The 25,989-nt window shown below is 73.3% G+C and carries 22 protein-coding genes; 18 read left to right on the top strand and 4 right to left on the bottom strand.

The annotated features are described in order from the left end of the window. The first annotated feature begins 15 nt into the window (after positions 1–15). The 15 genes from LE181_RS20490 to LE181_RS20420 all read left to right on the top strand — a co-directional run bounded on the left by LE181_RS20490 (position 16) and on the right by LE181_RS20420 (position 18,342). The gene (locus LE181_RS20490) at positions 16–927 is read left to right on the top strand and encodes an AraC family transcriptional regulator (RefSeq protein ID WP_225662773.1); all 912 of its coding nucleotides are present in this window, start codon (positions 16–18) and stop codon (positions 925–927) included. A 67-nt stretch (positions 928–994) separates the two neighbouring features. Then, complete coding sequence (locus LE181_RS20485) at positions 995–1,741, top strand: Mut7-C RNAse domain-containing protein (RefSeq protein ID WP_225662772.1); 747 nt, start codon at positions 995–997, stop codon at positions 1,739–1,741. Positions 1,742–1,820: 79 nt separating this feature from the next. Next, positions 1,821–2,090 carry a DUF1876 domain-containing protein gene (locus LE181_RS20480; RefSeq protein WP_190107821.1) on the top strand — a complete coding sequence of 90 codons (270 nt, stop codon included), beginning with the start codon at positions 1,821–1,823 and terminating at the stop codon, positions 2,088–2,090. A 118-nt stretch (positions 2,091–2,208) separates the two neighbouring features. Then, positions 2,209–2,628, top strand: a complete 420-nt coding sequence (locus LE181_RS20475; protein WP_225662771.1) for a large conductance mechanosensitive channel protein MscL — start codon at positions 2,209–2,211, stop codon at positions 2,626–2,628. Positions 2,629–2,738: 110 nt separating this feature from the next. Then, a complete protein-coding gene (locus tag LE181_RS20470; RefSeq protein ID WP_225662770.1) occupies positions 2,739–4,430 on the top strand; it encodes a sensor histidine kinase in 1,692 nt (563 codons plus the stop codon). 34 nt (positions 4,431–4,464) lie between these two features. After that, positions 4,465–5,118 (top strand): response regulator transcription factor, encoded by a 654-nt coding sequence (locus LE181_RS20465; RefSeq protein ID WP_225662769.1) that lies wholly within the window; start codon positions 4,465–4,467, stop codon positions 5,116–5,118. A gap of 272 nt (positions 5,119–5,390) precedes the next feature. After that, positions 5,391–6,662, top strand: a complete 1,272-nt coding sequence (locus LE181_RS20460) for a phenylacetate--CoA ligase family protein (protein ID WP_225662768.1) — start codon at positions 5,391–5,393, stop codon at positions 6,660–6,662. Then, complete coding sequence (locus tag LE181_RS20455; RefSeq protein ID WP_225662767.1) at positions 6,659–7,954, top strand: MFS transporter; 1,296 nt, start codon at positions 6,659–6,661, stop codon at positions 7,952–7,954. The genes LE181_RS20460 and LE181_RS20455 overlap by 4 nt, the downstream gene beginning before the upstream one ends. Next, on the top strand, positions 7,951–9,093 hold the full coding sequence (locus tag LE181_RS20450) for a GNAT family N-acetyltransferase (protein ID WP_225662766.1): 1,143 nt from the start codon (positions 7,951–7,953) through the stop codon (positions 9,091–9,093). The genes LE181_RS20455 and LE181_RS20450 overlap by 4 nt, the downstream gene beginning before the upstream one ends. Further along, positions 9,090–10,247, top strand: coding sequence for a LuxE/PaaK family acyltransferase (locus LE181_RS20445; RefSeq protein ID WP_225662765.1), 1,158 nt, complete (start codon positions 9,090–9,092; stop codon positions 10,245–10,247). Before LE181_RS20450 ends, LE181_RS20445 begins: the two co-directional genes overlap by 4 nt. Beyond that, positions 10,244–12,757, top strand: coding sequence for an acyl-CoA reductase (locus LE181_RS20440; protein WP_225662764.1), 2,514 nt, complete (start codon positions 10,244–10,246; stop codon positions 12,755–12,757). The genes LE181_RS20445 and LE181_RS20440 overlap by 4 nt, the downstream gene beginning before the upstream one ends. Positions 12,758–12,873: 116 nt before the next feature. Beyond that, entirely contained in the window at positions 12,874–15,399 is a 2,526-nt protein-coding gene (locus LE181_RS20435) for a sensor histidine kinase (RefSeq protein WP_225662763.1), read from the top strand. A gap of 131 nt (positions 15,400–15,530) precedes the next feature. Then, positions 15,531–16,562, top strand: coding sequence for a GDP-mannose 4,6-dehydratase (locus tag LE181_RS20430; RefSeq protein ID WP_225662762.1), 1,032 nt, complete (start codon positions 15,531–15,533; stop codon positions 16,560–16,562). Between the two features lie 283 nt (positions 16,563–16,845). Beyond that, positions 16,846–17,559 (top strand): PAS domain-containing protein, encoded by a 714-nt coding sequence (locus tag LE181_RS20425; protein ID WP_372458430.1) that lies wholly within the window; start codon positions 16,846–16,848, stop codon positions 17,557–17,559. Positions 17,560–17,832: 273 nt separating this feature from the next. Continuing rightward, complete coding sequence (locus tag LE181_RS20420; RefSeq protein ID WP_225662760.1) at positions 17,833–18,342, top strand: hypothetical protein; 510 nt, start codon at positions 17,833–17,835, stop codon at positions 18,340–18,342. Between the two features lie 25 nt (positions 18,343–18,367). Here the strand turns inward: LE181_RS20420 and LE181_RS20415 are convergent, their stop codons facing one another. Together LE181_RS20415 and LE181_RS20410 are read right to left on the bottom strand one after the other, a co-directional pair. Then, complete coding sequence (locus LE181_RS20415; protein WP_225662759.1) at positions 18,368–18,859, bottom strand: DUF6328 family protein; 492 nt, start codon at positions 18,857–18,859, stop codon at positions 18,368–18,370. A gap of 55 nt (positions 18,860–18,914) precedes the next feature. Then, complete coding sequence (locus tag LE181_RS20410) at positions 18,915–19,787, bottom strand: hypothetical protein (RefSeq protein ID WP_225662758.1); 873 nt, start codon at positions 19,785–19,787, stop codon at positions 18,915–18,917. Positions 19,788–19,994: 207 nt separating this feature from the next. Between LE181_RS20410 and LE181_RS20405 the strand changes: the two genes are divergently transcribed. Both LE181_RS20405 and LE181_RS20400 read left to right on the top strand, forming a co-directional pair. Continuing rightward, the gene (locus tag LE181_RS20405; RefSeq protein ID WP_225662757.1) at positions 19,995–20,399 is read left to right on the top strand and encodes a hypothetical protein; all 405 of its coding nucleotides are present in this window, start codon (positions 19,995–19,997) and stop codon (positions 20,397–20,399) included. Positions 20,400–20,540: 141 nt separating this feature from the next. Then, positions 20,541–21,215 carry a DUF6766 family protein gene (locus LE181_RS20400; protein ID WP_225662793.1) on the top strand — a complete coding sequence of 225 codons (675 nt, stop codon included), beginning with the start codon at positions 20,541–20,543 and terminating at the stop codon, positions 21,213–21,215. A 36-nt stretch (positions 21,216–21,251) separates the two neighbouring features. Here the strand turns inward: LE181_RS20400 and LE181_RS20395 are convergent, their stop codons facing one another. Together LE181_RS20395 and LE181_RS20390 are read right to left on the bottom strand one after the other, a co-directional pair. Beyond that, entirely contained in the window at positions 21,252–22,076 is an 825-nt protein-coding gene (locus tag LE181_RS20395) for a DUF1206 domain-containing protein (RefSeq protein WP_372458428.1), read from the bottom strand. A gap of 70 nt (positions 22,077–22,146) precedes the next feature. Then, positions 22,147–24,525 carry a phosphoketolase family protein gene (locus LE181_RS20390; protein WP_225662756.1) on the bottom strand — a complete coding sequence of 793 codons (2,379 nt, stop codon included), beginning with the start codon at positions 24,523–24,525 and terminating at the stop codon, positions 22,147–22,149. 223 nt (positions 24,526–24,748) lie between these two features. Between LE181_RS20390 and LE181_RS20385 the strand changes: the two genes are divergently transcribed. Beyond that, positions 24,749–25,612 (top strand): hypothetical protein, encoded by an 864-nt coding sequence (locus LE181_RS20385; protein WP_225662755.1) that lies wholly within the window; start codon positions 24,749–24,751, stop codon positions 25,610–25,612. The last annotated feature ends 377 nt before the right edge of the window (positions 25,613–25,989 follow it).

Below are 25,989 nucleotides of genomic sequence, written 5' to 3'. Positions count from 1 at the left end.
TGCATACTCGGGCCCATGGACGTGCTCAGCGACACCATGGCCGCCCTGCGCACCGGCCGCCCGTACTCGGCGCTGTCCGAACGGCGCGGAACGTGGCGGACGGACATCGCGCCCTACGCCGGCGTCGGCTTCCACGTCGTGCTGCGCGGGAACTGCCGGCTGATCCCGCGTCAGGGCGCCGGGGAGCCGGTGGACCTCGCCGAGGGCGACGCGGTGTTCCTGCCGCACGGCACCGCCCACGTCATCACCGGCGATTCCCCCGAACCCACCGTCCTGCTCTGCGGCGCCTACCGGCTCGACCGGTCCCGCGCCCACCCGCTGCTGGAGGACTACCCCGAGGTCATCCGGCTGCCCACGCGTCCCGGCCGGCACGCCGCGCTGGCCGCCACCGTCGTCCTCCTCGGCGACGAACTCCAGCGTCCGGGGCCCGGAACGGACGCGACCTTGCCGGCGCTCCTGGAGCTGATGCTCGTCTACCTGATGCGCGCCTGGTACGAGGAACGGACGGCGCAGCAGGCGGACACCGGCTGGTGCCGGGCGCTGGCCGACCCGGCCATAGGCATCGCGCTGCGCGCCCTGCACGCCGACCCGGCGCAGCCGTGGACGGTGGCCGGACTCGCCGGCCGGGCGGGCCTGTCCCGGGCGGCGTTCGCCCGCCGGTTCGCCGCCCTGGTCGGCAGACCGCCCCTGACGTACCTCACCTGGTGGCGGCTGACGCTGGCCGCCCGGCTGCTGCGGGAGTCCGACGCGCCGCTCTCGGCCGTCGCCCAGCGCATCGGCTACACCTCGCAGTTCGCCTTCGCCCACGCCTTCAAGCGCGCCTACGGCGTCTCCGCGGGCCGCTACCGCCAGGAGCGGCGGGAGGACCACGAACAGGTGAGCGCCTGGGAGGCGACCACCACCGGCGGTCCGGCTGCGGCGGGGTGAGGCCGCTGCGCCGCCGGGCCGGAAAACCCCGGGCACCCCGGCGTGGCGCAATGGCATGCTGTGCTGCGTGAACGGACCTGAGATCCCCTTTGACTTTGCCCCTGAGCTGCGCCTTTTCCTTCCCGCCGACCGTCGTCGACCGGGTACGCCCGTGATCACCGACGGCGTCTCCACCCTGGGGCACGTGGTCGAGTCCCTCGGCGTCCCGCTCACCGAGGTCGGCCGGCTGCTCGTCGACGGACGGGAGGTGCCGGCCTCCCACGTCCCGGGGCCGGGGGAGGCCGTGTCGGTCGAGGCGGTCACCCGCCCCCAGGAGGTGCCGGGCGCACCCCTGCGGTTCCTGCTCGACGTGCACCTGGGCACGCTCGCCCGGCGGCTGCGGCTGCTCGGGGTCGACGCGGCGTACGAGAGCGCGGACATCGGCGACCCGGCGCTGGCCGCCGTGTCCGCGGCCGAGCAGCGCGTCCTGCTGTCCCGGGACCGGGGGCTGCTGCGGCGCCGGGAGCTGTGGGCGGGTGCGTACGTCTACAGCGACCGGCCCGACGACCAGCTGCGCGACGTGCTCGGCCGCTTCATGCCGCGGCTGGCGCCGTGGACGCGCTGCACCGCCTGCAACGGCCCGCTGCAGGACGCCGACAAGGACGCGGTCCGCGAGCACCTGGAGCACGGCACGCGCCGCACCTACGACGTCTTCGCCCAGTGCCTGGCGTGCGGGCGGGTCTACTGGCGCGGCGCCCACCACGCGCGGCTGCAGACGATCGTCGAGGACGCGGTGCGCGAATTCGGGGCCGCTCCGGCCCCGGACAGGCCCTAGCTGTGTTGTCCCGGGACAAGCACATGCGCGATCGGGTGACCGGGTGCACGCTGGAGGGGTAGTGGAGGAGGTGGACGTCATGCAGACGATCGTCGGCTGGCACGTCGAGGTCGAATTCGAAGAGGTCGAGAAGCGGACGCGTGCGGCCGCACTGCTCAGGCTCCAGGACGGTACGGAACTGAGGGCACGCGGCCACGCCACCCGGCACCCGGACGACCCCGAGCAGCTTCGGGTCGGCGAGGAGCTGGCGGCGGCGCGGGCGCTGAACGAGCTCTCGCGGCAACTGCTGCAGAAGGCCGGGCACGACATCGAAGAGGTCACCCACGTGGAGGCCCATCCCTCGATGTGAGCCGTGCACGACCCGATGCGAGCCGTGCACGATCCTGTGCACGACCTTGTGCGCGACTTGGTGCACGAGCTCGTGCCGTGCCCGGGGACGGCGGGGTGCGGGCGGTAGCGTTCAGCGCGTGCTCAAGGGATTCAAGAACTTCGTGATGCGCGGTGACATCGTCACCGTGGCCGTGGGTCTGATCATCGCGCTGGCGTTCTCCACCCTGATCAAGGCGTTCACCGATTTCGTGATCAATCCCATCATCGCCAGTGCCCAGGGCGGGCGTTCCATGGGGCTCGGCTGGCAGCTCGGCCGGCCGGGCAACCAGGCGACGTACCTCGACCTCGGTGCGTTCCTCTCCGCGGTCATCTACTTCCTGATCTTCATGGCCGTCGTCTACTTCTTCATCGTCGTGCCCTACAAGCACGTGCAGGGCCGCCGCGGCGTGGTGGTCTTCGCCGAGCCGGGGCCGCTCAAGACGTGCCTGGAGTGTCTGTCGGAAGACCTGCCCGCGCGGGCCCGCCGCTGCCGGCACTGCGGCGCCGACCAGACCTAGCGGGCCGGTCGGCGCAGGCCGGTGTGGGCTGCGGGCGGTCTACTTTCGTAGGACCACGCCGAGACCTTCGATGAATGTGCCGGGCGGCCGGTGCTGCCTAAGGTTCCCGTGTGAAGGCAACACTGTGGGCGCGGGACCTGTGGGAACGGTGGACCGCGCCGGAGGAGTGGTCCCGGCGGCGGGTGGCCGGGGAGAGCGCGCTCGCCCTCCTCCTCGGGCTGTTCGGCGCGATGGGGGAGTCCGGGCGGGGCTGGCCGTGGATGATCGGCGCCGGCCTGGCCGCCGCCGTGCTGTCGCTGGTGCGGCGCGCCCTGCCGGCCGGCGCGCTCGTCGCGGCGGGTGCGCTGGGCGGGCTGTCCGCCACCGGCATGCTCCTGCTGGGTGTGACGGGCTGGTCGGCCGGGCGCAGGATCCCGGGAGTCCTGCGGGCCCTGGTGGCCGCCGGCCTCTCCTTCCTCCTGTTCGAGGCCCTCGCCCTCTGGAAGGCGCCGGACCAGGCCGTCTTCGTCCTGGTGTTCGGTACGGCGCTGTTCCTGGTGTTCGCGGTGGTCCCCGGGCTCGCCAGCCGCTACTGGACCCAGCGCCGCACCCTGCTGCACACCCTGCAGCAGCGCAACGCCCAGCTGCTGCGCGAGCGCGAGATGGTGGCCGGGCAGGCGCGGCTGCGCGAGCGGCAGCGCATCGCCCAGGACATGCACGACAGCCTGGGCCATCAGCTCGCGCTCATCGCCGTGCAGACCGGCGCGCTGGAGGTCGACCGCGAGCTGACCGGACCTCAGCGGGAGGCGGTCGGCGTGCTGCGGGAGGCATCGGTCGCCGCCATGCAGGAGCTGCGCGAGGTCGTCGGCATCCTCAAGGACGGCACCCCGGAGGAGGAGCAGCCCGTCTCCCGAGTGGTGTCCCGCGTCAAGGAGCTGGTCGACGCGGCCGCGGCCGCGGGCATGCAGGTCGCTCTGGAGCAGTCCGGCCGGACGCGCCCCCTGGCCCCGGCCGCCGACCACACCGGGTACCGGATCGTTCAGGAGGGGCTGACCAACGCGGCCAAGCACGCCCCGGGCGCGGCCATCGCCGTCAACCTGCGCTACGAACCGGACTCCCTGCTGGTGGAGGTCGCCAACGGGCCGGTCCCGCCGGGCCGCGCACTGCCGCAGGGGGACGCCGTCAGCGGCGGGCAGGGCCTGACCGGACTGCGGGAGAGGGCCCGGCTCGTCGGCGGCATGGTGTTCACCGGGCCCGCCGCAGGAGGTGGCTTCCGGCTCGCGGGAGTGCTGCCGTACGACTCCGCCGAGGCCAGGGAGGCCGGGAAGACGGCGACGTTCGTCGATGCGGACGACGACTTTCGGCAGCAGACCGGGGCGGGGGCTCTGGGCGACGGTGGACCGGTCATCGACCGGCTGGATCCGCGCGAGGAGTTCAAGGACATCATGAGCACGAAGAAGAGGAACGGCTGCCTCATGGGCTGCGGGGTCGGCCTGCTGATCCTGGTGGTGCTCGCCGTCGCCGCCGTCTTCGGCATAGGGAAGATCGTCGATGAGGCCGACAAGGGGATGATCGATCCGAGTGTCTACGAGTCGGTCACGGTCGGCGAAGCCGAGCAGCAGGTGCGCGAGAAGCTGCCCTCGGGCAAGTCCGTCCTCATCTCCGACCTCAAGGACAAGCTGCCCGCGGCGCCCGCCGGTACGAGCTGTCTGTCCCTGCTGTCCACCGACACCTCGCGGGGGCTGACCACCGACACCGTTTACCGCTTCTGCTTCAAGGACGGGAAACTGTCCGAGAAGCGCGAGTTCCACGTCAAGAGCTAGCGCGCCCGAGCGACCCCCAGCAGGAGTAGACCAGGTGATCCGCGTCCTCATCGCCGACGACGAGCCCCTCATCAGAGCGGGCATCAGGATGATCCTCACCTCGGCCGACGACATCGAGGTCGTCGCCGAGGCGGCGAACGGGCGCGAGGCCGTCGAGCTGGCGCGGGGACACGGCGTGGACGTCGCCCTCCTGGACATCCGGATGCCGGTGCTCGACGGGCTCACGGCCCTCGGCGATCTGCGCCGGGCCGCGCCCGGTGTGCGGACGCTGATCCTCACCACCTTCGGCGAGCGCGAGAACGTGCTGCGCGCCCTGCGCCAGGGCGGGGCCGGCTTCCTGCTGAAGGACTCGGCGCCCGGTGAGCTGATCGGCGCCGTCCGGGCCGCCGCGGCGGGGGACGCCTACCTGTCACCCGGCGCCACCCGGCACGTCGCCGACTCGCTGGCGACCGGAGCCGTCACCGGCCGGGCCGAGGACGCCCGGCGGCGGGTGGCCCTGCTGAGCGAGCGCGAGCGCGACGTCCTGGCGGTGCTCGGCGAGGGCCTGTCCAATGCCGATGCCGGCCGGCGGCTGCACATGAGCGAAGCCACCGTGAAAACGTACGTCAGCCGGATCCTCGCCAAGCTGGAATGTGACAACCGCGTGCAGGCCGCGCTGCTCGCGCGGGATGCAGGTCTTGCGGTCTGAAGCCCCTGGGACGAAAGAAACAAAGGTTTTTAGCCACCTCCGCCTGACATGTGGTCAGGAAGGGGGTGGTTTTGCGATATCTTCTACGGCGTTCCCTCGTGACCGTGCGTCCCCCGTGACGCCGGAGCGACGTCGGGAGTGCGAGACCCACGCACCCCGCGGAACGCTTGGCACGGCAACGCCTGCGGCGGAACTCCCCTTCCCCCGCGGTGCGTTGTCATGCGCCGGCACCGTCCCCGAACTCGTCCCGCATTCCCCTAGGCAAAGGCTGCATGTCCGTCCATCAGCTCTCGGACCTCCTGCGTTATACCCGCCATAACTCTCCCTTTTACTCCGACCTCTACGCGGCCCTGCCACCGGGCACGGACCGCCTCGCCGACCTCCCCGCCGTGGACCAGGAAGCCTTCTGGAAGGCCAACACCCTCCACGACAACAGGGTGCTGACCGGCCCGCTCCGCGAAGCCGTCGTCTACAAGACCGGCGGCACGACCGGCGCCCCGAAGTTCTCCTGCTACACCCGGGAGGAATGGCGGGAGTTCGTTACCGCCTTCGGCCAGGGCCTCGTCGATGCGGGGCTGCGCCCCGGCCACCGCGTCGCGGACCTCTTCTACGCCGGGGAGCTCTACGCCAGCTTCCTGTTCATCCTCGACGCGCTCGCCCACGCCCCCGTCGACAACGTACGGCTGCCCATCGGCGGCGGCGCCCCCCTGGAGACGACCGTCCCCACCCTCCAGGACTTCCGCGCCGACGTCGTCGCCGGCACCCCCACCACCCTGTGCCGGCTCGCCGAGTACATCGTGTCGACGGGCCGTCAGCTCCCTTTCGTGGAACTGCTGTTCTTCGGCGGCGAGGCGCTCTTCCCCGACCAGCGACGGCTGCTCGCCGCCGCCTTCCCCAACGCCGAACCGCGCTCCCTCGGCTACGCCAGCGTCGACGCCGGCCTCCTCGGCCGCCCCGTGCCCGGCCCCGACCCGCGCGTGCACCGCGCCTTCACCCCGCACACCGTCGTCGAGATCGTCGACGAGACCACCGGTGAGCCCATCCACGAGGCCGGCCGCCCCGGCCGTGTCCTGGTGACCCAGCTCTACCGCCGCCTCATGCCCGTCATCCGCTACCCTGCGGGCGACCGCGCCGAGTGGACCGACCCCGCCGCCGGCCACTTCCGCATCCTCGGCCGTGCCGAGGAGGGCGTCCGCGTCGGCCCCGTCTCGCTGTACTCCCAGGACGCCCTCGCCGCCGTCGCCGAAGCGGACACCGACGGCCGCGTCACGGGCACCCAGCTCGTCGTGCGCCGCCGGGACGGCCGCGACCAGCTCGTGCTGCGCCTGGCCACCGCCCCCGGCGACGACGACCCGGCCGGGCTGGAGGTTCTCGCCAAGGCGGTCGTCACCGAGCTGAACGACGCCCGGCCGCTCTACCCCGACAGCGTCCGCGCCGGATACGTCCACCCCCTGGCCGTGGAGTGGGTGCGCCACGGCGACCTGGTCGTCAACTCCCGCTCCGGCAAGCTCGTCCGGGTCCTCGACGAGAGGCCGACCGCATGACCGCCACCACCACGGACGAGGGCCGCCGTCTGCCGCTCGTCCTGCGCAACCGCGCCTTCGGCACCGTCTGGCTCGGCCAGGTGCTCACCCAGGCCGCCGTCCGCATGTTCCAGGTCGGCGTGTCCTGGTGGCTCATCGCCTACGCCGTCGACGGCGGCCGCGGACTGGCCTCCGGGCTGTTCATGGCGGTCAGCACGCTGCCCGCCGTGGCCCTGGCGCCCGTCGTCGCCCGGACCGTCGCCCGCTTCGCGCACCGCTCGGTGCTGCGCACCGCGGCCGGCACGGCGGGCACGGCCGCCGCGGCGCTCGCCGCCTGGGCGTACACCAGCGGCCTCCCGCTGGCCGCCGCCTACGCCGCGACGCTGGCCCTCGCCACCTGCCAGGCGTTCTTCGACCCCTGCCTGACCACCTCCGTGCCGGAACTCGTCGACGACGAGGACATCGAGGCCGCCACCGGCTTCGAGATGTCCACCCAGTCGCTCGCCGGCCTCGGCGGCGCCCTGCTCGGCGCCCTGATCGTCGACCGGGCCGGCGTGGCCGGCCTCGCCGTCGGCTGCTCGGCCGCCTACCTGAGCGCCGCCGCACTCATCGCCACCGCCCGCTTCCGGGCCGCGGACGCACCCGGCGAGGACGCGGCGCAGGCAGCGGGGGAGCAGCAGCGGACACTGCGCGGCATCCTGGCCGACCTGCCCTTCGTCCGCAGCATCCTGATCTGCTTCACGGCGGCCAACCTCTTCACCACCGCCGTCTTCGTCGTCATCCCGCTCTACACCGCCTCGGTGCTCCACGACGGGGGCGGCACCGTCGCCCTGCTGGAGGCGTCGCTGGGCACCGGCACGCTGATCGGCTCCTTCACCGGCGCACGGGTGCCCGGCCGCCCCACGGTCACCGGGGCCTGGTTGCTCGGCGCGATGGCCGTGGCGCTCGCCGTGCCCGGCCTCTTCGCCGGACGGTTCGTCATCGCCGGCTGCCTGGTCGTGGCCGGCTGGTGCGTGGGCGTCATCGGCGTCCGCTTCGTGGCCCTGTTCCAGCGGCTGGTGCCCGCGGCCGACAAGCCCGGCTTCTTCGCCGTCATGCAGGCCGTGCTGGGTGCCACCTTCCCGCTCGCCTCCCTGCTGTTCGGCCTGCTCGGCGACCAGCTCTCCGCGCAGACCCTCTGCCTGATCCAGGCCGCCGGACTCCTGCCGGCCGCCTGCGCGCTGGCCCTGCTGCGCGAGCCGGCACCGGACGCCCCCGCGCCCGCAGCCGAAGCCGAACCGTCCCCGCTCGTGGCCGCCGGAGGAGAGAGATGACCGCCACCATCGACCGGGCGACGCCCGCCGACATCGCCGACCTGCGCCAGCTCTACTACGCCGTCTACGGCCCGCACTATCCCGTCGCGCTCGGCACCGACCCCGCCGAGATGTCCCGCCTCATCGCGGACCCGCACTCCCTGTGGCTCGTCGCCCGCTGCCCGCGCACCGGCGGCCTCGCCGGATCGGCGGCCATCCGCAGCGAGGCCGGCAGCCGCACCGGCAAGCTGGAGGGTCTCGCCGTCCACCCGGACCACCGGGCGGCCGGCCTGGCCGGGACGCTGACCGAGGAGCTGTGCGCACGGATGCTGGACACCGGGCGGCTGGACTCGGTGTACGCCACCGTCCGCACCGTCAGCGTCGGACCGCAGCGCGTGGTCTCCCGCAACGGTTTCCGTCCGCTGGGCGTCCTGCCCAACGCCGTGGCCCTCAACGGCCGGGAAAGCCTCGCACTCTACGCGCGTCACTCCACCGGGGTCCTCAGCCGCCGCGTCCCCGTCCCCGACGTGCCCGCCCCGCTCGCACCGCTCCTGCGCACCGTCGAGCGCAACCTGGGCATCGACTACGCGGACACCGCCGTCACCCCGCCCCGGCCCGCGCCGGCGAGCACGAACCCGGCACCGCTGGAGATGGTCGAGGCCCCCGGCTTCGTGAGCCGCCGCTTCCACGACCGCTTCCCCGACGCCGACCGCTGGTTCTACCCGCTGCACACCCCCAACACCCTGCTGGTGGCCGACGACGACCGCTTCGAGGTGTACGCCTACCTCAACCGCACCGGACGCTACTGCGCCCTGGTCGCCGCCCACCCCACCCCCGCCGTGGCCGCCGACTGCCTGGAGGCGATCACCCGGACCCTCACCCGGGCCGGCGCCGGCTACGTCGAGGCGCTGCTGCCGCTCGCCGAACACGGCATGCTCTCCGCCTTCCTCGCCCAGGGCTTCATCCCCAGCGCCCTCTACCCGGCGATGCGCCCGGAGACCGACGGCGACGGCTTCCACGACTACGTCGTGATGTCCCGGACCGCCGAGCAGATCGACTTCCGCGGCGTGGTCGTCGACGAACCGCTCCAGCCCTACCTGGACGCCTACGTGTCGGCCTGGGCGTCGACCTACCTGCCCACACTCGAGGTTGCCTCATGAACCCCGCCCGTCCCCACCTCGCCCCGATCGACGTTCCCGACCCGGCGCTCCTGCCCCGGCTGCAGGAACTGTGCGACCTGACCGACCCGTACGCCTGCGGCCCCGCCGAAGAGGAGCTCTTCGCCGCCGCCATGGCCGAGATCCACGCCTGGCACGCGGACCGCTCCCCCTTCTTCCGGGACCTGTACGCCCACACCGGCCAGGACGAGAAGTACCGCGCGCCCCTGGTGCACGCGAACTTCTTCAAGCGCCACGAAGTGCTCTCCATACCCCGCAACGACGTCCACCTGCACCTGACCTCCTCCGGCACCACCGGACAGAAGTCGCAGATGTTCTTCGACAGCTGGACCATCCGCTCCGCCCAGCGCATGGTGGCCCGCATCTTCGACCGCAACAGCTGGATCACGCCCGACCAGCAGGTCAACTACCTGCTCTCCAGCTACGAGCCCGCCCCCGACCTCAAGCTGGGCACCTCCTTCACCGACAACTACCTCTGCGACTTCGCCCCCGCCCGTGAGGTCGCGTACGCGCTGCGCCACACCGGCAGCGGCCACGAGTTCGACCCCTTCGGGACCATCGCCGCCCTGCGCCGCTACGCCGAGGACGACGTGCCCGTGCGCATCCTGGGCTTCCCCGCCTTCCTGTGGTTCGCCCTGGAGCGGATGCGCGCGATGGGGATGCCGCCCCTGACCCTGCCCGAGGGCTCGCTGATCCTCTTCGGCGGCGGCTGGAAGGGCCACTCGGACCGGCAGATCGGCAAGGACGAGCTGTACGGCCGCATCACCGAGCAACTGGGCGTCCCCTCCGAGCGGATCCGCGACACCTTCGGCTCGGTCGAGCACTGCATCCCCTACATCGAGTGCGACCACCACCGCCTGCACGCCCCCGTGTGGTCCCGGGTGTTCATCCGCTCCACCCGCACCCTGGAGCCGCTGCCGTACGGCGAGACCGGCTACCTGCACCTCGTCTCCCCGTACATCACGTCCGTGCCGGCGCAGAGCGTCGTCATGGGCGACCTCGCCTCCCTGCACCCGGGCGAGGAGTGCGGCTGCGAGCTGGACACCCCCTGGTTCACCCACCGCGGCCGCGCCGGAGTGAGCCGCAACAAGAGCTGCGCGGTGGCCGCCGCCGAACTGATGAAGGGCATGTCATGACGACCGCGACCGGACCGCTGACGCACCACCACTACTGGCAGGGCGCCTTCGTCGACGACGAGGAGGCCGGCCGCCGGCTTGCGGACCTGCCCGCCACCGTCGAGGCCGCGCTGGCCGAGCCGCTGGAGACCGAGACCGTCCTGGCCGCCTGCGAGCGGCTCGCGGCCGCCCTGCGCGACCCGGCCCACCCCACCCACACCCGCCTGGCGCAGCACCTGGCCGACGGCGAGGACTCCTCCGTCCTCACCGAGCTGGCCGCCTTCCTCGGCCGGCCCGAGCTCACCCGCAAGCTCCGCCGCGAGCTCGGCGGCGCCACCCCGCAGCGCCTCACCCGCCCCGACGCCCGGGAGACCGTCTACGAGGCGTGGGCACCGGTCGGCCTGGTCGCCCACATCGCCCCCGGCAACGCCGCCACCGTCGCACCCCTCAGCCTCGTCGAGGGCCTGCTGGCCGGCAACGTCAACGTCCTCAAGACCAGCAGCGCCGACACCCTCCTTGCCCAGCACCTGCTCGCCGAACTCGCCGCCCTGGACCCCACCGGGGCCATCGCCGAGCGCGTCATCGTGCTGCGCTTCTCCTCCTCCCGGCAGGACTGGCTGCGCCTGATGTGCGCCCCCGCCGACGCCGTCGCGGTGTGGGGCGGCGAGGCCGCCGTCGAGGGCGTGGCCGCCCACGTGCCGCCCGGCTGCCGCCTGGTGGAGTGGGGCCACAAGATCTCGTTCGCCTATCTGACCGCGGACGCCTGGCACGACGAGCGGACCCTGACCGCCCTGGCCGCGGACGTCTGCCTGCACGAACAGCAGGCGTGCTCCAGCCCGCAGGTCGTCTACCTCGACACCGAGGACGAGAAGGAGGTCTTCGCCTTCGCCGAGCGCTTCGCCGGCGTCCTGGCCGCGATGCCGCCCGCCGTCCGTCAGGAGGAGCCGAGCCCGGCCGAGGAGGCCGAGCTCACCACCACCGAGCTCATCGCCCGCCTGGAACAGCACCTCGGCCTCACCCGGGTCATCACGGCCCCCGACGGTTCCTGGCGCGTCATGGCCGACACCCGGCCCGCGCTCACCGCCTCCCCCCTGCACCGCAGCGTGTGGGTCAAGCCCCTGCCCCGGAGGCGCGCACTGGCCACCCTGCGCCCCATGCGCCGCTACCTGCAGACCGCCGGCATCGCCGGCAGCCGCACCGACGTCGCGGAGCTGTCCCGGCTCGTCCTGGCCGCCGGCGCCACCCGCGTCACCCCGCTCGGCCGCATGCTCGACGGGTACTGCGGCGAACCGCACGACGGCGTCTACGCCCTGCAGCGCTACAGCCGCCGCGTCGCCGTCCAGGCCGACGACCGCTTCGCCACCACCGCCTGCCTCGACGACCTGACCCGGCCGGTCTCCTTCCCGGCGCCCGACGGCCCGCTGCTGGACAAGGCCGCCGTCCAGGAGCTCAACGCCGGCGTCGACCCGCGCGACGCCGAGCTGTACTTCCGCAGCGGCGGCAGCACGGGCGCCCCCGCCCTGTCGCTGTTCAGCTACGACGACTACGACACCCAGATGCACGCCGCCGCCCGCGGCCTCCTCGCCGCCGGCTACGACCCGGCCCGCGACCGCACCGCCAACCTCTTCTACTGCGGCGGCATGTACGGGGGGTTCATCAGCTTCTTCTCCATCCTGGAGCGGCTGGGCGGCGTCCAGATGCCGATGGCCGCCGGACCCGACCACCGGGTCACGGCCGGGATGATCGTCGCCCACGAGGTGGACACCCTCTTCGGCATGCCCTCCTACCTGTGGCAGCTCCTCCACGACCAGGCGGACCTGCTGCGCGCGTACGGCGGCCTCCGCAAGATCTTCTACGGGGGCGAGCACTTCACCGACGAGCAGCGCCGCACCCTCACCGAGACGTTCGGCATCGAGGTCGTCCGCTCCATCACCTACGGCAGCACCGACCTCGGCCCGCTCGGCTACCAGTGCACCGAGTCCGCCGGCGGCGTCCACCACCTGCACGCCGACCTGCACACGCTGGAGATCCTGGAGACCGACGCCGACCGGCCCGTCGCACCCGGCGAGACGGGCCGGCTGGTCTTCACCACGCACGCCCGGCGCGGCCAGAACCTCGGCCGCTACGTCATCGGCGACCTCGGCCGCGCCCTGCCCGGCCCCTGCGCCTGCGGCAACCGGTCCCCGCGCTTCGAACTGCTCGGCAGGGGAGGCGACGTGATGCGGGTGGCCTCCTACTTCCTCAACTACCGCCGCTTCGTGGCCATCGCCGAGCAGGACTGCGGCCACCGCGGCGAACTGCAGGTGGCACTCACCCGCTCCAGCGTCCGCGAGCGGCTGACCGTCCGCGCCGAGGACACCGGCACGGACCCGCAGCAGCTGCGCGCGGCCTTCCTCGCGGGCTACGAGGAACTGCGCTCGGCCGTCGGGGACGGGCTGCTCGACCTCGACGTCGAGACGGTGGACGGCGCCGCCCTCGACCGCACCCCCACCAGCGGAAAGCTGCGCACCGTGGTGGACGCGCGACGCTAGGGGCGACATCCGGCCGTGCGGAGTCAGGAACGTGTCAACGTCCGGCTCCGCACGGTCACCAGCGGCCGGTCCGGGCTGACGATACGTCATGGAACCCCGACCAAGGAGAGCACTCCATGACCGGCACCACGGGCACCCGGCCCGGCCGTCTGAAGGTCTACCTCGGCGCGGCCCCGGGCGTCGGCAAGACCTACCGCATGCTGGACGAAGGATGGCGCCGCGCCCTGCGCGGCACCGACGTCGTCGTGGGCCTCGCCGAATGCCACCACCGCCCGCACACCGAGGAGATGCTCGACGGCCTGGAGGTCCTGCCCCGCCTGCGGTGCTCCACCTCCGGCGCCGAGTCCCACGAGCTCGACACGGCCGCCGTCCTGCGGCGCCGGCCCGACGTGGTCCTCGTCGACGAGCTCGCCCACACCAACGCCCCCGGCACCGGCAACGCCCGGCGCTGGCAGGACGTGGAAGACCTCCTCGCCGCCGGCATCGACGTCGTCACCACCGTCAACATCCAGCACCTGGAGTCCCTCAGCGACGTCGTCGAGAAGATCACCGGACTGCCGCAGCACGAGACCGTGCCCGACGAGGTCGTCCGCCGCGCCCACCAGATCGAACTCGTCGACATGGCCCCCGAGGCGCTGCGCCGCCGCATGGCGCACGGCAACGTCTACGCCCCCGAGAAGATCGACGCGGCCCTCTCGCACTACTTCCGCGTCGGCAACCTCACCGCCCTGCGGGAGCTGGCCCTGCTGTGGCTCGCCGAACGCGTGGACGAGACCCTGCAGCGCTACCGCGCCGAGCACGGCATCGGCGGCGTGTGGGAGACCCGCGAACGCGTCGTCGTCGCCCTCACCGGCGGCCCCGAGGGCGAGACCCTGATCCGCCGCGCCGCCCGCATCGCCGCCCGCTCCTCCGGAGGCGACCTGCTCGCCGTGCACGTCGCCCGCAGCGACGGGCTCGCCGGCGCCTCGCCCGCCGCGCTGGCCGGCCAGCGCCGCCTCGTGGAGAGCCTGGGCGGCAGCTACCACACCGTGGTGGGCGACCACGTGCCCGACGCCCTCCTCGCGTTCGCCCGCGCCGAGAACGCCACCCAGCTCGTCGTCGGCGTCAGCCGCCGCGGCCGGCTCCGGCGCGTCGCCGACGCCCGCGGGGTGGGCGAGGCCGTCGTCGAGCTGTCCGGTGACATCGACGTCCACCTGGTCACCCACGAACGCGCGGGCCGCGGCCGCACCCGGCCCGTCCCCGGCCGCGACCTCTCCCGCGCCCGCCGCCTCGGCGGACCCGCCGCCGGGCTGCTGCTGCCCCTCGCGCTGACCCTCCTGCTGCGCCGCCCCCCGGTCGCCGACGCCCTGGGCCTCAACCTCACCAGCGAGGCGCTGCTCTTCCTGGTGGCCGTCGTCGGCGTCGCCTGCATCGGCGGGGTGGCCTCCGCGCTGCTGGCCTCGCTCACGGCGTCGCTCCTGCTCAACTACTACTTCATCCCGCCCGCGGGCCGCTTCACCATCGCCGAGGCCAACAACGTCCTCGCCCTCGCCGTCTTCGCGCTCGTCGCCGTCACCGTCGCGGCCATCGTGGACCGCTCCCTGCGGCTGAGCCGCCGCGCCGCGAGCGCCACCGCCGAGGCCGAGACCCTCTCCTCCCTGGCCGCCGGCATCCTCCGCGGCGAGCAGGCCGTTCCCGTGCTGCTGGAGCGCACCCGGGAGACCTTCGGCATGGAGTCGGCCGAACTGCGCCCCCGCGGCCGCGAGCCGGGGCGCGCGACCGCCGGCACGGCACCGGGCCAGGACGGGGCGGAGACCCGGGTGCCCGTCGGCGAGGGGGACGAGCTGGTGCTGCGCGGCCGCGTCCTGCCCGCCACCGAGCACCGCGTCCTCACCGCCTTCGCCGCCCACCTGACGGCCGCCGTGGAGCGCGCCCGCCTCGCGGAGGCCGCCGCCGAGATCGAACCGGTGCGCGCCGCCGACCGGATGCGCACCGCACTGCTCGCCGCCGTCAGCCACGACCTGCGCACCCCGCTCGCCGGCGGCTGGGCCGCCATCAGCTCGCTGCGCAGCCGCGACGTCGACTTCTCCGCCGAGGACAAGGAGGAACTCCTGGCCACCGCCGAGGAGTCGATGGCCAAGCTCAGCCGGCTCGTCGACAACCTGCTCGACATGAGCCGCATCCAGGCCGGCGCCCTGACCCTGCACCTGCAGCCCACCGCGCTGGCCGAGGTGCTGCCGCAGGCCCTGGACAGCCTGCCGGACACCCCGGCAGGGCGCGTCGTCGTCCACGACGTCGAGCACGTGCCGTGCGTGCTGGCCGACCCGCCCCTGCTGGAACGCGTCCTCGCCAACCTCGTGGCCAACGCCACCCGGCACTCGCCGCCCGGCCGGGCGGTCACCGTCGCCGCCAGCGCCCTCGCCTCCCGGGTCGAACTGCGCGTGGCCGACCGGGGTCCCGGCCTGCGGCCCGCCGACCGCGAACGCGCCTTCGCCCCCTTCCAGCGGCTCGGCGACACCGACAACACCACCGGCCTCGGCCTGGGCCTCGCGCTGTCCCGGGGGCTCACCGAGGCCATGGGCGGCACCCTCACCCCGGAGGACACCCCCGGCGGCGGGCTGACGATGGTCGTCTCCCTGCCCGCCGCACCGGCTCCGGCGTAATCCGCAAATTCCCTAGTCCATCGGGATTTCGTTGACACCCTTCCGGAGCGGCTGCGAGCGTGCGTTCGCAACGACGGTCGGACGGCGGGAGGCGGTCCCGGCCCGTGAGCACAGGACGGGAAGGCGATGGGATGACCAAGCGCGCGCTGATCACCGGTATCACCGGGCAGGACGGTTCGTACCTCGCCGAACACCTGCTGTCACGGGGATACCGGGTCTGGGGCCTGCTCAGGGGCCGGGCGAACCCCCGGACCTCGCGCGTGGCCCACCTCGTCCCCGACCTCTCCTTCGTCGACGGCGACCTCACCGACCAGGCGAGCCTCCTGGCCGCCGTGGACGCCGTACAGCCCGACGAGGTCTACAACCTGGGCGCGCTCTCCTCCGTGCCCGGCTCGTGGCAGCAGCCCGAACTGGTCACCGACGTCAACGGCACCGGCGTCCTGCGGCTGCTCGAAGCCATCCGCATGGTGAGCGACCTCAGCGGCTCCCGGCACGCCGACGGCGGCCGGATCCGCTTCTACCAGGCGTCCTCCTCCGAGATGTTCGGCAAGGCCACCGAGACCCCGCAGAGCGAGACCACCGGCTTCCACCCCCGCAGCCCCTACGGCGTGGCGAAGACCTACGGGCACCACATCACCCGCACCTACCGCGAGTCCTTCGGCATGTACGCCGTCTCCGGCGTGCTCTTCAACCACGAGTCCCCGCGGCGCGGTGCCGAGTTCGTCACCCGGAAGATCTCCCTCGCCGCCGCCCGCATCAAGCTCGGCCGCCAGAAGCGGCTCGACCTCGGAAACCTGGACGCCGTGCGCGACTGGGGCTTCGCCGGCGACTACGTGCGCGCCATGCACCTGATGCTGCAGCAGGAGGAGCCCACCGACCACGTGGTGGGGACCGGCCGGCTGCACTCCGTCCGGGACGCGGTGCGCTGCGCCTTCGCGTGCGTGGGCCTGGACTGGACCGACCACGTCGTCGTCGACCCCGCCCTCGTCCGCCCCGCCGAGGTGGAGGTCCTGTGCGCCGACAGCCGGCGCGCACGGGCCGGGCTGGGCTGGGAACCCACCGTGGACTTCCCCGCCTTGATGCGGATGATGGTGCACTCCGACCTCGAACGGGCCTCCCGCGAGCCCGCGTACGGGGACCTGCTGCAGGTCGCCGGCCGGTAGGAGGCGGGCGCACGACGCCGTACCAGTGGCCCGGCCGGGGGCGTTCCGGCCGGGCCACTGACGCGTTTCGGACCCGTACCAACGGACCGTACCTCCGACCGAACCGAAGTACCGAAAGCGCCGGACCGGTCAACCGAACCATCCGGAAGGGCAAACCGCAGGTTTAACCGTGGCGAGACGGCATGTCGTTGACTTGACTCAGCGGAAGTACCTACTGTTTCGATCAGTTGGTCAGAAACCGGGCCATTGGGATCGAGGCCCGGATACCGCAATTCTTTGACGCATTTCTAGCGCGCGGTTCCGAACATTGAGTGGGATCCGAAAGGTTGGCAGTCTCGTGGCCACTTCCGTACTTGCAGATGACCAGACCAGTGTCCGTCCGCAGTTCGAGCAGCCCGGTATGTGCATGGCTTATCTCGACCCCGCTCTGACGATCCGGCAGGCGAACCCCGAGTTCTTCCGGCAGTTCGGGACCACCTCCGAGGACGTGTGCGGGCGCAGGTTCCAGGAGCTGGTGCACCCCAGCGTCCAGCAGCCGCTGCTGCGCCAGTTCTCCGGTTTGGTCGAGGGCAGGCGCCAGCGGTTCGCCACCCACGTGGTCGCCCTGCGGCAGGAGGAGTCCCGGGAGGATTCCGCGTTCTCCAGCACGCTCACGGCGATCTCCGTGCGCGGCGGCACCCCGGGGGACGCCGCGATCCTGGTGATGATGCCGCCGGGGCAGGCGTCCGCCGAGGAGGCCGGCGTGGTCACCAGCCGCAAGAAGATCCTCACCGACATCGACGCGCGCATCCTGGAGGGCATAGCCGCCGGCATTTCCACCGTCCCGCTCGCCTCCCGGCTGTATCTCAGCCGCCAGGGCGTCGAATACCACGTCACCGGCCTGCTCCGGAAGCTCAAGGTGCCCAATCGTGCCGCCCTGGTGTCCCGGGCCTACTCGATGGGTGTGCTCAAGGTCGGCATGTGGCCGCCGAAGGTCGTCGAAGAATTCATCAAGTGACCGGCCGTCCGGGCAGGCTTTCCCCGGTTCCCGGGATTCCCGCAAGAACCAGGGAAACACCTAGTCCTGCTGTGCTCCACCGCTTTTCCGGTGGACAAGCGGAACCCCGGGGGGATTTCTGCCGTCGCCCGGGCGCCGGCGAGGGGCGGCACCGGGTGCCGCTGCGGCGGATGAACCGGAGGGAACTCTTCCGGTCGCTGGTGCGCTCTACAGGGTGAAGCTGCGAAGTCCGTGTCCCTGGTGACACTCGGCGAATGGGGGGAACCCATGCGCATGACCCGCACGACGTGGCGCTCCGGGGCGGCCGTTGCCCTGCTGGCCCTGCTGACCGTTCCGGCCGTCGCCCTGGCGGCAGCCTCCCACGCACCCGGCGGCCCGGCGGAGGAGTCCGCCGGCGGACCACCGGTGCACGAGGGCGACCCGTCCTCGGCCACCGACCGGGTGGCCGCCCTCTACGGCGCGTACGTCGACGCCCGTACGGGCACGCCCGACGCCGTCCTGTCCGACGCCCTGCGCGCCCACTTCCTCACCGAGGAGTTCCGCGAACGCCTGACGTCCTGGGAGCTGCAGCACGGCGTGGACGGGGTGTTCCGCGCCCAGAACACCCCGCGCGCCTGGCGCGCGACCTACGACAACAGCGGCGCCGGGCACACCTGGACCCGCGTCCGGCTGACGTGGGGCGACGTGAAGAAGCCCACGTACACCTACCTGAGCGTGCAGTCGGACCTGGGCACCGGGCTCATCTCCGACATCAAGGAGACCGGGGCCCCCGGGGCGGGGTGAGGCGGCCCCGCCCCGCCGCGGGCGGTCAGTCCTTGCCGGAGTAGCGGTGGCGGGCCCAGGCCGGCAGGCCGAACCAGCACAGCGCCAGCCAGGCCACGAGCCCGCCCGTCACCCAGGGCACGGCCGCGTTGTGCATGGCGATGCGCAGGATCAGGAAGAGGGCCGACGCGACGGTGGCCAGCAGCAGTACGACCCCCAGCAGCGTCATGCGGGACGCCCAGGTGACGGTCTGCGGCTTCAGCCGCCGGCCGGTGACCAGCCGGTGGAAGGAGACGGGGCCGATCAGGGCGCCGGTGGTGGCGGCACCCAGCAGCACGGTGACCACGTAGATCCACTTGTTGGTCGTCCCCAGCGAGCCGAACTGCGGCGTGAAGACGACGGTCAGCAGGAAGCCGAAGAGGATCTGCACCCCCGTCTGCGCCACCCGCACCTCCTGGAGCAGTTCGCCCCAGAGCCGGTCGGCGCGCTCCTCGGGGGATTCGTCACGTCCTTCGCGCTGTGCTCCGCTCGGCGCCATACCGACCCGTCCTTCACGTCCGCGGTACGGCGTACCGTACTGGGCCCCTCCGTGCTCACCGGGTATTGAGGGGCGTCCGGCGGACGAACGTCATGCCGAAGCGGCCGTCCCGCCCGACACCCTCGCCCGTCACATAGGCGGCGTTCCCGCCGTGCCAGTACAGGCAGCCGATGCGCAGGGGCTCCTGCCCCTCCCAGTAGGGCCTCATGCGGACGCCCGCGAGCGGGTTGCGCTGCCGCCCGGGACCCCACGCCCGTACCTCGGACTCCAGGACCTGGCTGTACCAGTCGGTGCCGCGGTCGAGATCGCTCAGGTGGAACACCATGCGGCGCTCGCTGCCCGCCAGGGTGACGTCGACGTCCAGTTGTGCCCTGCGGCCGTCGAGGCTGCCGAGGTAGCGCCCCCGGCCCAGGGGCCGCCCGCACCAGTCCTCGAAGTCACGGAACGGCCGGTTCTGGACGAGGGCGGGAGCCGTGGCCGAGCGGTGGAACGCCATCGGGTAGCCGCGGCCGCCGCTGCTGCCGATGCCGGAGAGGACGTCGGTGTCACACGTGTGGACCAGCAGGCTCGGCCAGGTCAGGGCGGCCGCACCGGACAGCGTGACCGTGCCGATGTCCCGCGCGCCCGGGGCGACCTCCCGGCGGCTTCCGACGTACGTCGCACCCCGTTCGAGGTCGGTGAAGGTGAGGTAGACGGTGTGCAGCGTGCCGGGCGGCTCCTGCGCCACCACGATCCGCAGCCGGGCCCTGTGGCCGTCGCACACCCCCTCCCAGGTGCCGTGGAAGGCACGGACGTCCCGGAACGCGCGGCCACCTCCCGTTGCTGCCGCGACCGGCATCGCGCTGCCCCACGTCAGCCCTCCGGCGGCCAGGGCGGTGCCCACGGCGGACTTCAGGGCGGTGCGGCGGGTCATCGAGCGGTACTTCATCGGACCTCCCGAATCTCTCGGCTCCTCAAGCGGCCAAACGCGTCTCATCATGGGCGGGAGACGGCGGGCGGCACAGGCGCAATTGAGCCGCCGCACGGGTACGGCCCCTGTGTCGTCGCGAGAAAAATGTCCCGGATGTCGCCACGGGTGCTTACTGTTGCCCGCGTGATGTTGCGTGAGAAGCGGCGCCGCCCACCCTCCCCACGGGTGCGCACGGGATCCCGCGCCCTGTTCACCGTCGTGCTGCTCGCCGCCACGACCGCCTGCGGCGTCCTCGCCGAACGGCGCGACGACGCCCTCGCGACGGTCACCGGCTTCGAGCAGGCCCTGCGCACCGGGCACAAGGAGCCGCTGTGCGCCGCCCTCGCCCCCGCCACCCGCGAGGAAGTGGGGCAGTCGGGCCGGAGCTCCTGCGAGCAGGCGATGGAGGACGAGGAGATCCCGCAGGCCGGCGCCGTCCGGCACCTCGACGTCTACGGCGACCAGGCACGGGCCGTCCTCGACCACGACACCGTCTTCCTGGCGCACTTCCCCGCCGGCTGGAAGGTGACCGCCGCGGGGTGCCGGCCGCGCTCCGAGCAGCCCTACCAATGCACGGTCAAAGGCAGGTGACACCGTCATGAAAGCGATGTTCAGCTCGTGCCTCGTGCTGATCGTCGGCGGTCTGGTGTACTTCACGGCGCTGGGACTGATGCACCGGTGAACCGGCCCGCGGGAGCGCAGGAGGACACGGCGCCCCGCCACACCGGCGGGCTGCGGCGCTTCGTCCACGACAACGGCCTCGCCCTCACCTTCGGCGCCGCGTTCGTCCTCGCCGTGGCGGGCCAGGCCGCAGCCGGCCGCGCCGAGTTCAACAGCCTCCTCATCACCGACGGCCTGGCACCGGTCGACTTCCCCGCCTACCTCACGTCGTCGGACTTCGCCGTCGACGTCACCGAGAACTGGCAGTCGGAGTTCCTGCAGTTCTTCCTCTACGTCTTCGTCACCGTCTGGCTGGTCCAGCGCGGCTCGCCCGAGTCGAAGGAGACCGGAAAGGCCGGGCCCGAAACCGACCGGGAGCAGCTCGTCGGCGAACACGCCCGGCACGACTCCCCGCGCTGGGCCGCGGCCCCCGGCTGGCGCCGGACGGTGTACTCCCACTCGCTCGGCCTCGTCATGGGCGTCATCTTCCTGCTCTGCTGGTTCAGCCAGTCCGTCACGGGCGCGGCCGCCTACAACGAACAGCAACTGCGCCGGTTGCAGGCCCCCGTCGCCTGGAGCGAGTACCTGCTCCGCGCCGAATTCTGGAGCCGCACCCTGCAGAACTGGCAGTCCGAGCTGCTGGCCGTCGCCGCCATGGCCGTCCTCTCCATCTACCTGCGCCAGCGGGGCTCACCGGAGTCGAAGCCGGTCGGCGCCGCCCACACCTCCACGGGCATCGAGGGCTGAGCCGGCGGCCGGCCCCCGGGCCGCTCGCCGGCCGCCTCACACGTTCCGCCAGCGCGCCATCGCGAAGGAGAACAGCCCGAACATGCCCAGCCCCACCGCCACCACCGCGAGGAGCCAGGGGCCGGCGGGGGTTTCCGCGAAGGCCCGCAGGGTGTCGTCGAGGCCCTTGGCCCGGCCCGGGTCGTAGGCGACGGCCGCCTGGACCGCGAAACCGCCCACCGCGGCGAACACGATCCCCCTGCTGCACCCGCCCCCGACCCCCAGGACATCCACCGCCCTGCGCACCGCCGGGGACATCTCCGCCAACTTCAGATCCTCGCGGTACGCGCGCATGACCGCCCTGACCACGATCCAGACACCGGTGACCGCCACCGCCACCCCCGCCGCGGCCACCAGCCACTGGCCGCCCGGCCAGCCCAGCATCCGGGTGGTGACGTCGCGGGACTGCTCGTCCGTCGACCCGGCGCCGCTCTCGCGCTCCCCGGCGGCGAAGGCGAGCACCGTGCCGGCGACCACGCAGTAGAAGACGAAGCGCACGGCCGAGAAGAGCCGCTCGCGCGCCTTCCCGCCCCCGGGGCCCGCCGCGCCGAAGACCGCCTCCGACAGCCGCCACAGCGCCATGCCGGCCAGCCCGATGCCCACCGCCCAGACCAGCACCCCGCCGAGGGGCTTGTCGGCCAGCTCTTCCACCGCACCGCCGCGGTCGGCCTGTTCGCCGCCGCCGGTGAGCGCGACGCGCAGGGCGAGCACACCGACGAGGAGGTAGATCACCCCGCGTGCCGTCAGTCCCACCCGTGCCGCGGCGACCGTCCCGGCCCCGCGGGCCGCCCGCGCTTCGCCGCCGTCCGGCATCCGTCTCATCGTGCCGCCCTCCTTCTCGGACACACCCCTGGCTCTCGTCCCGGGGCCCCGGGATCCCCGGGCCCCGCGCTCACGCCGACCAGGCCCAGTCGGCGACCTCCGGCAGGTCCGTACCGTGCTCGCGGATCCAGGCGTGGTGGCGGGCGCGGGCGTCCTCCATGGCCTGGCGCACGGGAGCGGCGCGCACGGCGAGGTGCGGAACGCGGTCGATGACGTCCATGACGAGGCGATAGCGGTCGAGGTCGTTGCGGACGACCATGTCGAACGGCGTGGTGGTGGTGCCGATCTCCTTGTAGCCGCGGACGTGGAGGTGGGCGTGGCCGGTACGGCGGTAGGCGAGGCGGTGGATGAGCCACGGGTAGCCGTGGTACGCGAAGATCACCGGTTTGCCGGGGGTGAACAGCGCGTCGTACTCGGCGTCCGCCATCCCGTGCGGGTGCTCGCCCGCGGGCAGCAGCCGGGCCAGGTCGACGACGTTGACCACGCGCACGGCCAGTTCCGGCAGGTGGCGACGGACGAGCTGGGCCGCGGCCAGCACCTCCTGGGTCGGCACGTCTCCGGCGCAGGCGAGCACCACGTCGGGCTCCCCGCCGTCCTCGCCGGAGCCCGCCCAGGTCCACACGCCCGCACCCCGGGCGCAGTGGGCGCGGGCCTGTTCCAGGCTCAGCCAGTCGAAGCAGGGCTGCTTGCCGGCGACCACGACGTTGACGTAGTCGCGGCTGCGCAGCACGTGGTCAGCGACCGACAACAGCGTGTTGGCGTCCGGCGGCAGGTAGACCCGTACGGCCTCGGGGCTCTTGTTGAGGATGTGATCGATGAAGCCGGGGTCCTGGTGGGAGAAGCCGTTGTGGTCCTGGCGCCACACATGAGAGGTGAGGAGGTAGTTGAGGGAGGCGATGGGGCGCCGCCAGGGCAGCCGGCGGCTGACGCGCAGCCACTTGACGTGCTGGTTGACCATGGAGTCGACGATGTGGACGAACGCCTCGTAGCAGGAGAACAGCCCGTGCCGGCCGGTGAGCAGGTAGCCCTCCAGCCAGCCCTGGCAGGTGTGCTCGGAGAGGATCTCCATGACGCGGCCGTGCCGCTCCAGGTGTTCGTCCGTGCCGACGGTCGTGGCCTGCCACGCCTTGCCGCTCGCGCGGTAGACGGCCTGCAGCCGGTTCGAGGCCGTCTCGTCGGGGCCCACGAGACGGAAGTCGCGCCGCGCGGCGGTGGCGGCCATCACCTCGGCGAGCAGCTCGCCCAGCACCCCGGTGGGCTCGTGCCGGGTCGCCCCCGGCTTGTCGACGGGCACCGCGAAGCGCTCCAGGGGCGGCAGCGGCAGGCCGCGCAGCAGCAGGCCGCCGTTGGCGTGCGGCGTCGCGCCCAGCCTGCGCGTGCCCTCCGGCACGCAGGCCAGCACCTCGGGCCGGGGCCCGCCGTCCTCGTCGAAGAGCTCCTCGGGGCGGTACGAGCGCAGCCACGCCTCCAGCAGGCGCAGGTGCTCCGGTGTGTCGCGGACGCCGGACAGCGGCACCTGGTGCGAGCGCCAGGTGCCCTCGACGGGCAGGCCGTCCACCTCGGCGGGGCCCGTCCAGCCCTTGGGCGTGCGCAGCACGATCACCGGCCAGCGCGGCCGTTCGGCGGCACCCTCCTCCCGCGCGGCGCGCTGGATCGCCGCGATCCGGTCGAGGGCCGCGTCCATGGCGACGGCCATGTCCCGGTGGACGGCCGCCGGCTCGTCACCGCCGACGTGCAGGGGCTCGTGACCGTAGCCGCGCAGCAGCTCGTCCAGCTCGGCCTCGGGCAGCCGGGCGAGGACGGCCGGGTTGGCGATCTTGTAGCCGTTCAGGTGCAGGACCGGCAGCACGGCCCCGTCGTGGACCGGGTCGAGGAACTTGTTGGAGTGCCAGGACGTCGCCAGCGGGCCGGTCTCCGCCTCGCCGTCGCCGATGACGCACGCGACGAGCAGCCCCGGATTGTCGAAGGCGGCACCGTAGGCGTGCGAGAGGGAATAGCCGAGCTCCCCGCCCTCGTGGATCGAGCCGGGCGTCTCGGGGGCGACGTGGCTGGGCACCCCGCCGGGGAAGGAGAACTGCCGGAACAGCCGCTCCATGCCGGCCGCGTCACGGCCGACGTCGGGGTACGTCTCGGTGTACGTGCCCTCCAGCCACGAGTTCGCCAGCACGGCCGGCCCGCCGTGCCCCGGCCCCCAGACGCACAGGGCCTCCAGGTCACGGGCCCGGATGACGCGGTTGAGGTGGGTGTGGACGAGGTTGAGCCCGGGTGAGGTGCCCCAGTGGCCCAGCAGACGTGGCTTGATGTGCTCGGGGCGCAGGGTCTGCCGCAACAGGGGGTTGCCCATCAGGTAGATCTGGCCGACGGCGAGGTAGTTCGCCGCGCGCCAGTGGGCGTCCAGCTCCCGCAGCTCCTCGTCGGTCGGCGGCGTTGCCGCCGTGACGTCCCGCATGACTGCCTCCGCAATGCTTGAGGGGGGTGTGCTTGCCGGGGTCGTGCCGTCTCCTGCCGGGGTCAGCGTCCAGCGTGCCGCGTGCCCGCGGGGGCTGCCAGGGCACGGCCCGGCGGCCCCGGCGGCGACCGACGACGTGCGCGTGCCGCGCCGAGGCGCGAGACTCGTCGGTACCGAGGCCCGGCACGCGCCTGCGCGCCGGCGCGGAGCCGGACGGAAGACCATGGACCTGGACAGCGCGACCGAGGAGCTCTTCCGGCTGCGGCCGGAGGAGTTCACCGCTGCCCGTGACCGCCTCGCGGCCGAGGCCGGCCGGGCCGGCGACCGGGAACTGGCCGGCCGCGTCAAGGCGCTGCGCAAGCCCACGCTGGCGGCCTGGGTGAGCAATCTCCTGGTCCGGGAGCGGCCGGACGAGGCGGGCGCGCTGACCGCCCTCGGGCAGGGGCTGCGCGAGGCCCACCGGAAGCTCGACGGCGGGCAGCTGCGCGAGCTGAGCCGTCGGCAACGGACCCTGGTGGCCTCGCTGTCCCGCGAAGCGGGCCGCCTCGCGGCCGAGGCCGGACACCCGGTGGGCGGCGAGGTGCAGCGCGAGGTCGAGGAAACCCTGCACGCCGTGCTGGCGGACGCGGAGGCGGCGCGGGAGTGGGCGGCGGGGCGGCTGTCCCGGCCGCTGACCGCGGTGACCGGCTTTCCGGGCCTGGCCCCCGACGCCGCGGAGCAGCCCGCCGTGGTTTCCGGCGCGGGGCGCGGGGCGCGCGTCACCGACCTGGCCGAGGCGCGGGAGCGCCGTCGCAGGAGCGAGGAGCGGCGCGAGAGGCTGGAGCGCCTGCGGGAGGAGGAACGGGTGCGGCAGGAGGAATGGAGCCGCCTCCGGGAGGAAGCGGACCGGGCGGACGAGGCCGAACGCGCCGCCCACCGGCGGGTGGAGGAGCTGACCCTCGACCTCGGCGCGGCCCAGGACCGCCTCGGCGCCGCCCAGGAGACGTCCCACAAGCTGCAGGACCGCCTGCGGGCAGCGGACCACGCCTGGCGAGCGGCCCGCCGGGCCGCGGAGGCCGCGGAATCGGAGCCGGATGCGGATGCGTAGCGGCGACGTCCCCTGCCGCGACACCGCCGGCCCGGCGCACCTCCGGCACTGTGTGCCGCCGTGCCGGCTCCGTGACGCCGGCCCGGCGCACCGGTGCCGGGCCCGCGGCCTGTCCGGAGTCCGCCCGGCGGACGGACCGTGGCTCGGCCGGGACGCCGCCGGCCCGGTGGGCTGCCCCAGGCTGCGCGCCGTGGTCCTGGTCCGGGACGCCGGTCCACCGCGTCGGTGTTCGGCCCGCGGGCCGTCCGGTCCTCCTCGGGCCGGCTGCCCGGTGCCCGGGCCGCCTGCCCGGCGTGGCGGCTGGGCGGCTGGGCGGCCCCGCGGCGGCCCCTGGCCGGGTGGGCTGCCCCGGTGCTGCGCGCTGCTGTCCCGGTCCC

Origin of the sequence: Streptomyces sichuanensis, from assembly GCF_020328095.1 — a bacterium.
In the GTDB taxonomy this organism is placed as follows: Bacteria; Actinomycetota; Actinomycetes; order Streptomycetales; family Streptomycetaceae; genus Streptomyces; species Streptomyces cinnamoneus.
This window is presented reverse-complemented; position numbering and strand designations above follow the sequence as displayed.